This is a genomic window from Bartonella sp. CL71SXKL (genome assembly GCF_042194935.1).
Classification (GTDB): domain Bacteria; phylum Pseudomonadota; class Alphaproteobacteria; order Rhizobiales; family Rhizobiaceae; genus Bartonella.
The window spans coordinates 1-12796 of the sequence record NZ_JBHINI010000011.1 but is presented as its reverse complement, the minus strand read 5'-3'; the positions used below and the strand labels follow the sequence as shown (position 1 = coordinate 12796).

The window sequence follows — 12796 nt, the reverse complement described above, 5'->3', positions numbered from 1 at the left end:
AGAGAAAGCGAACTCAAAGGATCTGAAAAACAATTTATAATATGACGACATAAAGAACGCATTCTATTTAAAGAAGGGTATTGGTAATGTACTTTGATATTCATGAGACAATTTTGCCTGAAATGCTTAATCGTCTTGCAGAAATTACAGTGAAAGTGGGGTTGAATTTACAAGAGGGGCAGGATCTTGTTTTAACTGCTCCAGTTTCAGCGTTACCTTTTGTTCGGCGTATTGCATATCATGCTTATAAGGTTGGTGCTGGTGTCATTACACCAATTTTTAGTGATGATATATTATCGCTTACACGGTTTGAAAATGCCCATACAGCTAGTTTTGATTGTGCTCCTTCTTGGCTTTATGAGGGAATGGCGAAGGCTTTTGAAAATGGGGCAGCGCGTTTAGCGATTGTTGGGGATAATCCTTTGCTCCTTTCTAATCAGGATTTTGATAAGGTTTCACGTTTAAATAAAGCCACTTCAATAGCTTATCAGCCGGCACTCAAGCAAATATCAAATTTTGCTATGAATTGGTCGATTGTTGCTTATCCAACAGCAGGATGGGCTGAGGCAATGTTTCCTTCTTTACCACTTAATGAGGCGATTAAAAAATTAGCTGATGCAATTTTTTCTGCTTCACGTGTTACAGAAGAAGATCCGGTACAGGCATGGACTGTCCATAATGCACATTTGAAAAAACGGTCATCTTGGCTTAATGAGCAGCGTTTTTCTGCCTTACACTTTACAGGGCCAGGGACTGATTTGACGGTTGGTTTGGCAGATGATCATGAATGGCATGGCGGTGCATCTGTTGCTCAAAATGGTGTTATTTGCAATCCGAATATTCCGACAGAAGAAGTTTTCACGACTCCTCATGCTCATAAGGTTGAAGGTTTCGTTCGCTCAACAAAGCCCCTTTCCTATCAAGGAACTCTGGTTGATAATATTGAAGTACGTTTTGACGCAGGGCGTATTGTTGAGGCTCGTGCATCAACAGGCCAAGAAGTTTTACAGCAGGTTTTGCAAAGTGATGAGGGTGCAAGCCGGTTGGGCGAAGTTGCCCTTGTGCCCCATTCTTCACCAATTTCTAAGAGTGGCCTCCTTTTTTATAATACCTTATTTGATGAAAATGCTGCATGTCATATTGCTTTAGGTCAGTGTTATTCCAAATGCTTTTTAGATGGGGCATCATTGACGTCAGAAGAGATTGCAGCACGTGGTGGGAATAAAAGTGTCATTCATATTGACTGGATGATTGGTTCTGGCGAAATTGACATAGATGGCATTACCCAAGATGGTGTAAGAGTTCCTGTATTTCGTAAGGGTGAATGGGCTTAATTTTGTTACCATAAAACACGGTCATTTGAGGTGGGGTGGGATGTAAGCCTCATTGATACGTTAAGTATTTTAGAGTGTGTGGTATATATTCAAGGCAGGGTTTGTCCATAAAGCCTTTAGTTAAATGATTCACATGAGTAGGAATCCAAGTAAAATCCACTCATCAAGAATTTGTTTAGTAGATGTAGAGGAAGTCTTCGTTCTTTGAGGGGGGTGGGAAGAAGTCAATTTATCAGAGATACGATTGGAAAGTGTATAATTATTAAAGAAGAGTAATGCCTGAGCTTCCTGAAGTAGAGACAGTTCGTCGTGGACTTGAGTCCGTTGTAACTGATGCAAAGATAGTATCTGTCAAACTTAATCGTAGAGATTTGCGCTTTCCTTTTCCTGAGGCTTTTTCTGAGCGCCTTATTGGCAGAACAATTATAGAACTTGGTCGGCGTGCAAAATATTTATTATTTCATCTTTCTCAGAATGAAACGATTTTAAGCCATTTAGGAATGTCTGGTTCATGGCGTATAGAGAATGATCTTTTAAGAACAGTTTTTTCAACGACAAGTAAATTGGTTAAGCATGATCATTTTGTCATGGATATTCAAACAAGGGATGGTGACGTTTATCGTCTTATTTATAATGATGTGCGTCGCTTTGGGTTTATGCTTTTAGTCGATACGGATAAGCTTTATGAACATCCACTTTTAAATAAGCTAGGTCTTGAACCTATGAGTAATTCGTTTTCTGGTCGTTATTTACAAAAGGCTTTTGTTAATAAAAAAATGTCTCTCAAGGGTGTTTTACTTGATCAGTCTATTGTTGCAGGTCTTGGGAATATTTATGTTTGCGAAGCACTTTGGCGGAGTCGTTTGTCTCCACAACGTGGTGCATTTACATTGGCATCACAAACGGCACGGGCACGTGAATTTGCAGATTCTTTAGCACAAAATATACGCAATGTGATTTCTGAAGCCATTTTGTCTGGTGGTTCTTCTTTACGTGATTATATGCATATAGATGGTTCACTTGGTTATTTTCAGCATGCTTTTTCAGTTTATGGACGAGAAGGCAAGCAATGTTTGGAATGTGGAGCGCCTATTATGCGCATTTTACAGGCTGGACGTTCAAGTTTTTACTGCTCACAATGTCAAAAATGAATAAGGCGTCTTGCAAAATCTTACAAGAGGCTTAAAGTCATCGTATCTATAATATAATTACACAAGGCTTGAAAGGTTTTTTTTATGCTGAATAAAGTACTAACACATCTTGATGGAAATATAGAGAAGAGCCTTGAACGCCTTTTTTCTCTTTTACGTTTTCAATCGATTTCTACAGACTCGGCTTACAAGGATGCATGTCGTAAAGCAGCTGATTGGTTAGTAGAGGATTTAAAAAGCATCGGTTTTGAGGCTTCACGCCGTGATACACCGGGGCATCCAATGGTTGTTGGGCATCATCCTGGACCTTCAGATGATTGTTTGCATGTGTTGTTTTACGGACATTATGATGTTCAACCTGTTGATCCATTGAGTTTATGGGAGGATGATCCATTTACACCTTCTTTAAAAGAGAGAGATGGAGAGAAAGTTATTTGTGCTCGTGGAGCTTCAGATGACAAAGGTCAGTTGATGACTTTTATTGAAGCATGTCGTGCATTTAAGAAAGAAACAGGGCAGCTTCCTATTAAAGTTACTATTTTATGTGAAGGCGAGGAAGAGAGTGCTTCTCCTTCCCTTATTCCTTTTTTAAAAGCAAATACAGATGAACTTAAGGCAGATTATGCATTGGTTTGTGACACGTCAATGTGGGATGCGAATACTCCATCTATTGCTCTTTCTCTTCGGGGAATTATGGCAGAAGAGATTATTATCACAGCAGCTAATCGTGATTTGCATTCTGGTTATTTTGGAGGAGTAGCAGCTAACCCCATTCGTATTTTAACGAAAATCTTAGCAGGACTTCACGATGAAAATAATAGGGCAACACTTCCTGGCTTTTATGATGGAGTAGAAGAAACACCTCCACATATTTTACAATCATGGAATGCGCTTAATTGTACTGCTGAAAATTTTCTTGGTCCTATAGGACTTTCCGTTCCAGCTGGTGAAAAAGGGCGGAGCATTTTAGAGCTTGTATGGGCACGTCCTACCATGGAAATTAATGGTATTAGTGGCGGCTATGAAGGGGAAGGGATGAAAACGGTTATTGCTTCTCAAGCGAGTGCAAAAGTATCGTGTCGTTTGGTGCATAAGCAAGATCCAGAGAAAATACGCCAAGCGTTGCGTGATTATGTACGTAGCTCAATTCCTGCTGATTGTAAGGTTGAGTTTAAGAATCACGGTTCTTCTCCGGCACTTCAGATTTCTGATGATTCATCTTTTATCAAGGAGGCGAAGGATGCCTTATCACAAGAGTGGGAAGTGCCTGCTGTCTTGACAGCCATGGGGGGCTCGATCCCAATTGTAGCAGATTTTCGGTCAATTCTTGGCATGGAAACTCTTTTGGTTGGTTTTGGACTGGCTGATGACCGTATTCATTCGCCTAATGAAAAGTATAATTTAAAATCATTTCATAAGGGGCAGCGGTCTTGGGCGCGTATTCTTGCAGCTTTAGCAAATAGGAGGGTAAATGGCTGAGATTCGTGTTCATCAAGGTGATTTACCAAACTTAGATAATTATCAAACTGATGCTGTTGCGATTGATACCGAAACTTTAGGATTACAACCCCATCGTGATCGTTTATGCGTTGTTCAGCTTTCTTCTGGAGATGGTACTGCTGATATTATACAGATTGCTAAAGGACAAAAGAATGCACCTAATTTGGTCAAGCTTCTTAAAGATAAAGCAGTCGTAAAAATATTCCATTTTGGGCGTTTTGATCTTGCTATTTTAGCACATACATTTGGTGTTATGCCAGAGGCTATTTTTTGTACAAAGATTGCTTCGAAACTCACGCGTACTTACACGGATCGTCATGGCTTGAAAGAAATTTGTAATGAATTGCTGAATGTGAATATTTCTAAACAGCAACAATCTTCGGATTGGGCGGCAGAAACGTTATCACAGGCGCAAATTGAATATGCTGCGTCGGATGTGTTATATTTGCATCGTTTAAAGGTTATATTTGAAGAACGTTTAAGACGTGAAGAGCGAGAAAATGTTGCCAAGGCATGCTTTCAATTTTTGCCTATGAGAGCTAGGCTTGATCTTTTAGGATGGGCGGAAGTTGATATTTTTGCGCATAGCTAACTTTAAAATTAGCTTTTTAATGGAGTTAATTATTGATGTGAGAGGACAAAATGCTTGTACATTATGGACATTTTATCCTCTCATCTTTTCTGATAAGAATTATAATAAATTCTTAAGTGCTATTTCATTTGAAGTTTAGGTAATAAAAGTACTTTTGCGAATTCATATTTTTTATTTTTGTAACAGCTTTTATTTGAAACAAAGCAATTTTGAGGAGAGGCTGAAAACATACGGTAGGTTGGAAGACTTAAATCTCTGCAACCGGTATACAGCCTAATTGGGGGAGAATATGAATGTGTAAATGTAAAAACCAAATCTCATCTTTACCATCATTTTTAATTCGGCTTTACGACTTTCACAAGTATTTAAAGCAATGTCTGTTAAATAATAGAGATTACGCATTGCCTCATGTTTTTAATGGATTTACGTTCTTCGTGTAAAACAGAACGCCCTAAACGGAATATATTTGTGTTGCTAATTCATGTGCTTTTTTAAAGAAACCGGCACCCAAATCCATTTTACGGCGGCGCTTATGAATGGTATAACGATAAAGCCCCCAAAAATATGATATAAAATTCATTGAGCACTCCCATTTTTACGCTTACGGAGTAACAAGCTGCTACCATCACACCACTTTGCCAATTCCCAATGTTGTGTAGCCCTTGGCACGGTTCATAAGAGACATTTTAGTTTTTTAGTGTTTTTTATCCACACAGCTCTTCCAACTTATAACGTGCAAACAAATGGTTTTAATTGATTCAACATGAAAAAGATTTTGAATGAGAGAATCTTATGATGTTTAGGGTTCTCAGTCAATATGAATAACGCTAAATTATCATTATAAATCAGTATATTATATGAAGTTCGTATAGTTTATTATTTTCAGACGATACTTCGTGCCTTTATTTATTACTCAATAAGTAATTTCTATGTTGGCAGAGCAGGGCAATTTGCTTTTATTTTAAAAGCAAAATGCTCCAAAGCTTTATTTTTAAGGATTTTCACTTTTTATCTATAAACATATTATTTTTCTCTAGAAATTTGCAATGAAGGTACTAGATAAAATCCATTATGAATATTTGATGAGGTTAAATTTATGAATATAAAATATTTTATTACAGCTTTTGCTACTTTTGCTTCAATCTCTATGGCTCAAGGTGCAAGTTTTTTAGCGTCTCAAAACCTTATACAGAGAGCATCTTCGGCTGTTCCTCCAATAGGTCTTTTTTCTGCTGAACAGCTTCGCAAGTTATTATCTGAAGTTTTTCAGATAGAACTTTCTTGCACAAATAACAGCGAATGCATAACAGCAGCTAAGTTAGTACCTGTGTTACATTCTGGTAAAAAAAGAGATCATTATCCTAAAAGAAGACCAGGGAAAAGAGGACGGCCAAACCCATTTGCACGAGGTCCAATGAGTTTTTAAAAAGTGAAAAAACAACATCAAGAAGTATAATATATGCTTTGAAGTTGAAAAAGAGGGATATTTTTTCTGTCAAATTCATGATTTTTAAAGCAAGGGGTGGTTTGAAAACTTTAAGAAAGATTTCTCATTTTTTCAGCTTTAAGGAGATTTCTATATAAGTTTTAATGTTTATCATACCGGTTGTCTGTCTTTAGGTATTTTTTTCAATTTCGTCTTGTAAAGGAGTATGAAATGATAGCCTACAAATAAGGCTGAAGCTCTGAAAAAGACTTTACTATAAGGTTGAGAGAAGAAAAAAATGGTAAGTATGTCAAAAAGGAATAAATGCCTAAATTAAAAACAAAGAGCAAATGTAATGAAATTGCATGTAATCTTGTTGCAGTTCATAGGGTAGTGGAGATCTTGTTCTGTCGGGTACAAGCATTCTTTACAGTGATGAAAAAATAATCAAAGAGCTATTCACATTTGGTTATACGAAGGATGAAGCTAAAAACGTTGTTTGTATGAATTTAAATGGAACAGTTACATTTAGCTGCTCTCAATATTGTAACGGTCTTCACTATTACAATATTGAGAGTATTAATAGGAAGCATTTTAGCTTTTAAATAGTTTTATTGATTCACACACTTGCTCGTTTGTGAGGTGCTGGGGGGGCTTTAATATAAAAAGGCTTAAGATAAGAACATCTTCAATATTGCAGACGAATTAATATAAAAGATATTTTTTCATTATAAATCAATATATTATATTTTCATTCCAATAGCACACGCTTTACACGGAGGGTACTGTGGCGCAGTTTTTTTATCAAAATGATAAAGGAGAGAAAACGTGAGGAAAAGAGATCATTTGTGCATGGGCATAGTTTAATTCTCATTTATTACAGATCAAGCAATTAAGGGTACTTTGATTGGCTTTTTGTTTTTTTTATAAGTGTATCATTTTTGCTACAGATATCTGAAGATGGGGCTCTATATGAAATGATGTGTTCAAATAAATATTCAGCTATGGAGAGAAAATATGAATATGAAATGGTTAATAACAGCTTCTGCTTTCGCTTTTGTTTCAGCTTCAGCAGCTCAAGCAGCAGATGTTATTGTTCCCCCCAGTCCAACACCTGTTGCTCCCGTTATTGTTGCTCCAACTTTTTCTTGGACAGGTTTTTATGTTGGGGGGCAGATTGGTGGTTTTTCGGGTAAGACGAAAATGGATATTCTCAGTAACGGAAAAAAGATTCCAGCACCTGATGATCTTTTGCCTAAACTATCTGGTTTCATGGGTGGTCTTTACGCAGGTTCCAACGTTGATCTCGGCAATGGCCTTATTTTAGGTGTTGATACAGATATCATGTGGTCTAATAAAGATGACACGAAGACAGGAAAAACATATGTTATTCTTCCAGATCACATAAATTATATTAAGAAGATATTAACAGAATCTGGAATTAATATTGGTAAAGATGCGCTTGTACCTGGTGATAAACGAACCCACAGTTTCACTTTTAAAGAAAAGTGGGCTGGTGCGACACGTGTACGTATTGGTTTTGCAGCTGAACGCATTATGCCTTATGTTGCTGGTGGTATCGCCTATACACAGCTTCAAGATAGTGCATTGATTTCAATAACAGGGAAAGATTCAGATAAAGTAATAGCTTCTGGTACTCTGTCTGATGAAACAAAGACCCTTGTTGGTTACACGCTTGGTGCTGGTGTTGATTTAGCAATGACCAATAACGTTATTGTCCGTGCGGAATATCGTTACTCAGATTTTGGTAAAAAGAAATTCTCAAATGATAAATATGAGACATCTTACAAAACCAATGATTTCCGAGTTGGTGTTGCTTACAAATTTTAATAGATGGTAAGTTAAATAACGAAGAGGCTCTGTCTTTGACCGAGCCTCTGTTATTCTTTGTTGCTATATTATCACACAATACATAATTTATTGTGGATGTGAAAAGATATTATTCAGATTTTCTTAAAAAAATTCATAGACAACAAACAAAAATTACATTTAAAAATCAATAAGTTATTTATATATAATCTTTAGGCTTCTCGTACAAAATCAAGCTATGAAGCAATTTTGTCTGGGATGTGCCCTCCATTTTCTGTGACTGTATCATTTTTACTACAGCTTTTCTTTCTGTAATCTTGTAGCACTGTGCTCATAAATAAATTAGGAGCAAAGTTTATGAATATAAAATCTTTAGTAACAACTTCTGTTATCGCTATAGCGGCAGCTTCTGCAGCACAAGCTGCTGATGTTGTCATCCCTCATGAAACAGCCCCAGCAGTCATCGCAGCAGCCCCTTCATTTTCTTGGACAGGCTTTTATATCGGTGGTCAAGTTGGTAACTTTTCAGGTAAAGTTGATGAATATGATTCAGAAACAAAAAAGAAAATTACAGATAAAGACTGGACACCTAAGCCTTCCGGTTTCATGGGGGGTATTTATGTAGGTTCTAACGTGGATCTTGGAAATGGCCTCATTCTAGGTGTTGAAACTGATGCCGTCTGGGCTGACCGCGAAGATTCAAAAGCGCATTCAGCAGTCATTGGAGCAATTGGCCTTGATGCTTTCAAAGATGAGCTTATAGCAGCGAAAGCTACACCTGCTACAGGAAAAACTATTACTGGTATCGCGGCGACTGACAAACGTGTAGATAGCACCTCTATAAAAGAAAAATGGTCTGGTGCAACACGCGTTCGTGTTGGTTTTGCAGCCGTTGATCGCATTATGCCTTATGTTGCTGGTGGTATTGCTTATACGCAGCTCCAGATAGTCGATTCTCTTAAGGCGGAAGGAGCTGATGGTGCCGAAATCGCTTCTGCTAAAGTGTTTGATGAAACGAAAACGATGGTTGGTTTCACTGTAGGTGGTGGTATTGACTTTGCAATGACAGACAATGTTCTGTTGCGTGCAGAATACCGTTACTCAGACTTTGGTAAAAAAGCATTTGTAAAGGACGGGGATAAAATAGCTTACAAAACCAATGATTTCCGTGTAGGTGTTGCATACAAATTCTAATTTCGTCAACAACGAAATGATGAAGATAAAATAAATTGTCATGAGGCTCTGTTAAAGACGGAGCCTCTGTTATTTTTCTATTGTTATATTATTACACACTCCATATTTATTGGCGGTGTAAAAGATATTATTCAGATTTCCTTAAAAAGATTTTTATAAACGACAGGCAATAATTACGCGGTAAAATCAATGAATTATACGTATTCATAACTTACAATTTCTTGTGAAACGTGAAGTTATGAAATGACTTTATCTTGCGTCAGCTTTCGTTTCCTATGATTGTATCATTTTACTACAGCGTTTTTTTGTAGTCGTATAATACTGTGCTCGTAAATAAATGAGGAGCAAAGTTTACGAATATAAAATCTTCAGTAACAACTTTTATTATCGCTATGACTACAGCTTCTGCGGCACAAGCTGCTGATATTGTCATTCCTCGTAAAAAAGCTCCAACAGTTATCATAGCTCTTTCGTTTTCTTAGACAGGTTTTTATCTTGGTGGTCAAGTTGGCAACTTTTCAAGTCAAAGTTTATGTATTTGATTTAGAGACAAAAGAAAAAAACTTCAGATAAAGATGCACTACCTAAGCCTTCAGGTTTCATAGGTGGTATTTATTTTAGGTTCCAACGTATATCTTTGAAATGTCCTAGGTGTTGAAACCGATGCAGTCTGGGCAGACTGAGGAGAGACGAAGACGGTCTCAGGGATTCTTGCGATTGATGAATTTGATGATTTTAATGATGAATTTAAAGATGCTGGTGTCACATTGGATGAAAATGAAAAGTTTCAAAAGGTTGACACAGCAGTGTATTGCATTGGTTTCAAAGAAAATGGTCTGGTGCAACACGGGTTCGTGTTGGTTTTTCCGTCGCTGACAGTATTATGCCTTATGTGGCTGATGGTATTGCTTATGCGCAAATACAGGGTGTTGGTAAAGTTTCAGGAACAAACAAAATTGGCAAATGGGTAAGCCAAGTAAAGAAGTTTCTGCTACAGTATTTGATAAAATAAAAACGATGGAGGGTTTCACCCTTGGTGGTGGTATAGATTTCGCGATGACAGATCATGTTCTGCTTCGTGCGGAGTACCGTTACTCAGACTTTGGTAAGAAGGAATATAAAAAGTATTACCTTAAACTAGGTTACACAACCAATGACTTTCACGTAGGTATCGCTTACAAGTTCTAATTTCATCAAAAGTGCAATTATGAATAAAAAGTATTAATAAAAAATTAAATTTCCAAAAGATATTGACTTTTACAAAAGCGCTGTTTTCTGGGCTTTTATTTGTACGACTGTGACATTTTTACTACAGCTTTTCTATTTATAATCTTGTAAGGTCGTTTTGTAGTTAATTTAGGAGCAAAATTATGAATACAAAATCTTTAATAGCAACTTCTATTGCCGCTTTAATTTCAGCTTCTGCAGCACAAGCTGCTGACGTGGTGATCCCTCGTGAAACAGCCCCAGCAGTTATCGCAGCAGCCCCTTCGTTTTCTTGGACAGGCTTTTATCTTGGTGGTCAAGTTGGTAACTTTTCGAGTAAAACTAAAGTAACTATTCCAGGAGAAGATAAAGAACTTGTCAAAAAAGATAACACACCTAGTCCTTCTGGTTTCATGGGTGGGATTTATGCCGGATCTAACGTAGACCTTGGAAATGGTCTCATTCTCGGTGTTGAAACCGATGCAGTTTGGGCAGACCGTGAAGAATCAAAAACAGCCCGTGAATTGACTCTTACTAAAGAAGATGTGGCATTTTTTAATAATGCCCTTGAAAAAGCTAAGGTTGAATTAAAAGATCAGCAACGGTTTGAAATAGGTGACAAGGTAACGGAAAAGCACAGTTACAAAGAAAAATGGTCTGGTGCTACACGCGTTCGTATCGGTTTTGCTGCTGTTGACCGTATTATGCCTTATGTTGCTGGTGGTATTGCCTATGCGCAGGTACAGGGTATTCAATCAGTTACAGGAAAAGGAGAGAGAGTTAAAGTTGAACAGAAAGCTGATGTGGTTGAAAACCCATCAATTAAGAAAAATGTAGATTTGACTGGTGGTACTTGGGCTGATGACACGAAGACAATGGTTGGTTTCACTATTGGCGGCGGTGTTGACTTTGCAATGACCGACAACGTTCTTTTACGTGCAGAATACCGTTACTCCGATTTTGGTAAAAAGAAATTCGCCAACGATACACGTGAATTCAACTACAAAACCAATGACTTCCGTGTAGGTGTCGCTTACAAATTCTAATTTCGTAAAAATGAAATTATTAGCACAAAAAATACTAAGGCCTCGTTTAACGGGGCCTTTATTTTATTAGCTCTCTATTTTATTTCTCTTAATCTCTTTTATTTTTTATTGGTATCATTTTGTATTATAAGGCTTAAAAAAGTTTTATATTATAAAAGGCGAATTAGTAGTATGCAGTGATTTTATAACTACTTATTACATAAAATCTTATATTACGGCTATCATTTTACACTTAAGTGAAAAGTATTTAATTAATCTCAGAAATAAGACAATATCATAACCAGTGACGAACTTTAGTCTACTTTTATATACTAGATTAGAGCGAGCATACTACATATATCTGTTAGAGTAAGTTCTGAAACGGGAATACAGCCTCATTGGGGAAGAATATAAATTTACAAAGAGAAAAACTAGTTTCCAACTTTATCATCTTCTTTTAATTTAGCTTTACGTTTTTGTTTATTGCATTTCTTAATGGGATCATACTCCTCATGCAAAACAGAACGCCCTAAACGGAATACACTTGTTGTTGTGTATTCACACATTTGTTTTAAATAAATATTTTTCAAAGTACATCAAGCCCACTTCTCTCTGGAAAAGATTTGAATATTCTAGGCTCTGATGTTCAAGCAACGGATAATCTTTCCTTACAAGCTGAGAGGAATGTTTCGATTGATGCTACACGCAACAGCATGGACAATCAGAATGGGAGTGAAACATCTCATGTTGCTTTACACAATGGCTCTCATTTAAGTTCTGGAAAAGAGACCACTGTTCTCTCTGGAAAAGATATCCATATTGCTGCTTCCGATATAGATGCCAAGGGCAATGTTGGTCTTGGTGCCCAAGGGGAGATAACAATAGGGGTGAGAAACGATGAGATGGAGTATCATCTTCGCGCCAAAAACACGAAAGTGGATATGCAAGCCTCTCATGCGGTTGGCTCTTCGATAAAATCGGGAGGTGATACCACGGTCATTGCAGGGCAGGATGGCAAACCGCATGATCTTAGCATCACAGGCAGTTCCATTTCGGCTGATGGCAAGGTGGGGCTGAAAGCCAGCAACGATATTCTCATCAATAATGCAGAGGATAGCTTACATTATGAGATGTCGTATCACAAAGAGGGTGGGGTGTTTAGTAGCAGCAAATCTGAGCATAACAAGATGGATGTGCGCCAAGTTGTGGGGTCAAGCATAACAGGGGGTGAAGGCATTGCCATTGATTCCGGAAACAACACGGAAGTTGTAGCCTCGATGCTCGTAGCCGGTAAGGCAGAGGAAACGTCAGGAGAGAAAGCACCAGGAGAACAGAAACAAGCGGATATTACCATTCACTCTGGGGGAAAGATTACTATCAAAGGCGCCCAAGAACACTTGGATCAGCAAGCACAATCGTCATCAAGTGGCTTTTTGCATGAGAAATCGTCCGATACATCTCAATCGCATACCACAACGGTCTCCTCTATCCTTGGGGCGACGGGCAACATCGTGTTAGACGCACAAGGAGAAGCCAAG

12 protein-coding genes and 2 pseudogenes are annotated in these 12796 nt (G+C 37.7%); 11 read left to right on the top strand and 3 right to left on the bottom strand.

Going from position 1 to position 12796, the window contains the following annotated elements:
* Window positions 1–86: 86 nt before the first annotated feature.
* The 4 genes from ACFILA_RS06710 (at window position 87) to ACFILA_RS06695 (ending at window position 4577) form a co-directional block, all read left to right on the top strand.
* Window positions 87–1334, top strand: coding sequence for an aminopeptidase (locus ACFILA_RS06710; RefSeq protein ID WP_375660870.1), 1248 nt, complete (start codon window positions 87–89; stop codon window positions 1332–1334).
* A 275-nt stretch (window positions 1335–1609) separates the two neighbouring features.
* On the top strand, window positions 1610–2485 hold the full coding sequence (mutM, locus tag ACFILA_RS06705) for a bifunctional DNA-formamidopyrimidine glycosylase/DNA-(apurinic or apyrimidinic site) lyase (RefSeq protein WP_375660869.1): 876 nt from the start codon (window positions 1610–1612) through the stop codon (window positions 2483–2485).
* Between the two features lie 84 nt (window positions 2486–2569).
* Window positions 2570–3964: a M20/M25/M40 family metallo-hydrolase gene (locus ACFILA_RS06700; protein ID WP_273790560.1), complete on the top strand. Its 1395-nt coding sequence runs from the start codon at window positions 2570–2572 to the stop codon at window positions 3962–3964.
* Window positions 3957–4577: a ribonuclease D gene (locus tag ACFILA_RS06695; RefSeq protein ID WP_273790559.1), complete on the top strand. Its 621-nt coding sequence runs from the start codon at window positions 3957–3959 to the stop codon at window positions 4575–4577. Before ACFILA_RS06700 ends, ACFILA_RS06695 begins: the two co-directional genes overlap by 8 nt.
* 250 nt (window positions 4578–4827) lie before the next feature.
* Here ACFILA_RS06695 and ACFILA_RS06690 read toward each other — a convergent pair.
* Window positions 4828–5262 (bottom strand): annotated as a pseudogene (locus ACFILA_RS06690) (integrase); the annotation flags it as partial.
* 411 nt (window positions 5263–5673) lie between these two features.
* Here ACFILA_RS06690 and ACFILA_RS06685 point away from each other — a divergent pair.
* The 3 genes from ACFILA_RS06685 (at window position 5674) to ACFILA_RS06675 (ending at window position 9027) form a co-directional block, all read left to right on the top strand.
* Window positions 5674–6003, top strand: coding sequence for a hypothetical protein (locus ACFILA_RS06685; protein WP_375660868.1), 330 nt, complete (start codon window positions 5674–5676; stop codon window positions 6001–6003).
* Between the two features lie 1017 nt (window positions 6004–7020).
* Window positions 7021–7854, top strand: a complete 834-nt coding sequence (locus tag ACFILA_RS06680; protein ID WP_375660867.1) for an outer membrane protein — start codon at window positions 7021–7023, stop codon at window positions 7852–7854.
* A 336-nt stretch (window positions 7855–8190) separates the two neighbouring features.
* Window positions 8191–9027 (top strand): porin, encoded by an 837-nt coding sequence (locus ACFILA_RS06675; RefSeq protein ID WP_375652515.1) that lies wholly within the window; start codon window positions 8191–8193, stop codon window positions 9025–9027.
* A gap of 292 nt (window positions 9028–9319) precedes the next feature.
* On the opposite strand, the gene ACFILA_RS06670 is transcribed toward ACFILA_RS06675, so the two are convergent.
* Window positions 9320–9490 carry a hypothetical protein gene (locus ACFILA_RS06670; RefSeq protein ID WP_375660866.1) on the bottom strand — a complete coding sequence of 57 codons (171 nt, stop codon included), beginning with the start codon at window positions 9488–9490 and terminating at the stop codon, window positions 9320–9322.
* Between the two features lie 348 nt (window positions 9491–9838).
* On the opposite strand from ACFILA_RS06670, the gene ACFILA_RS06665 reads away from it, so the two are divergent.
* The 3 genes from ACFILA_RS06665 to ACFILA_RS06655 all read left to right on the top strand — a co-directional run bounded on the left by ACFILA_RS06665 (window position 9839) and on the right by ACFILA_RS06655 (window position 11279).
* A complete protein-coding gene (locus ACFILA_RS06665; protein ID WP_375660865.1) occupies window positions 9839–10039 on the top strand; it encodes a hypothetical protein in 201 nt (66 codons plus the stop codon).
* The gene (locus tag ACFILA_RS06660; RefSeq protein ID WP_375660864.1) at window positions 9991–10215 is read left to right on the top strand and encodes an outer membrane protein; all 225 of its coding nucleotides are present in this window, start codon (window positions 9991–9993) and stop codon (window positions 10213–10215) included. The genes ACFILA_RS06665 and ACFILA_RS06660 overlap by 49 nt, the downstream gene beginning before the upstream one ends.
* 182 nt (window positions 10216–10397) lie before the next feature.
* A complete protein-coding gene (locus tag ACFILA_RS06655) occupies window positions 10398–11279 on the top strand; it encodes an outer membrane protein (protein ID WP_375657905.1) in 882 nt (293 codons plus the stop codon).
* 410 nt (window positions 11280–11689) lie between these two features.
* Here ACFILA_RS06655 and ACFILA_RS06650 read toward each other — a convergent pair whose 3' ends face one another.
* The gene (locus tag ACFILA_RS06650) at window positions 11690–11824 is read right to left on the bottom strand and encodes a hypothetical protein (protein ID WP_375660863.1); all 135 of its coding nucleotides are present in this window, start codon (window positions 11822–11824) and stop codon (window positions 11690–11692) included.
* 30 nt (window positions 11825–11854) lie between these two features.
* On the opposite strand from ACFILA_RS06650, the pseudogene ACFILA_RS06645 reads away from it, so the two are divergent.
* Window positions 11855–12796: pseudogene (locus ACFILA_RS06645) on the top strand (hemagglutinin repeat-containing protein); the annotation flags it as partial.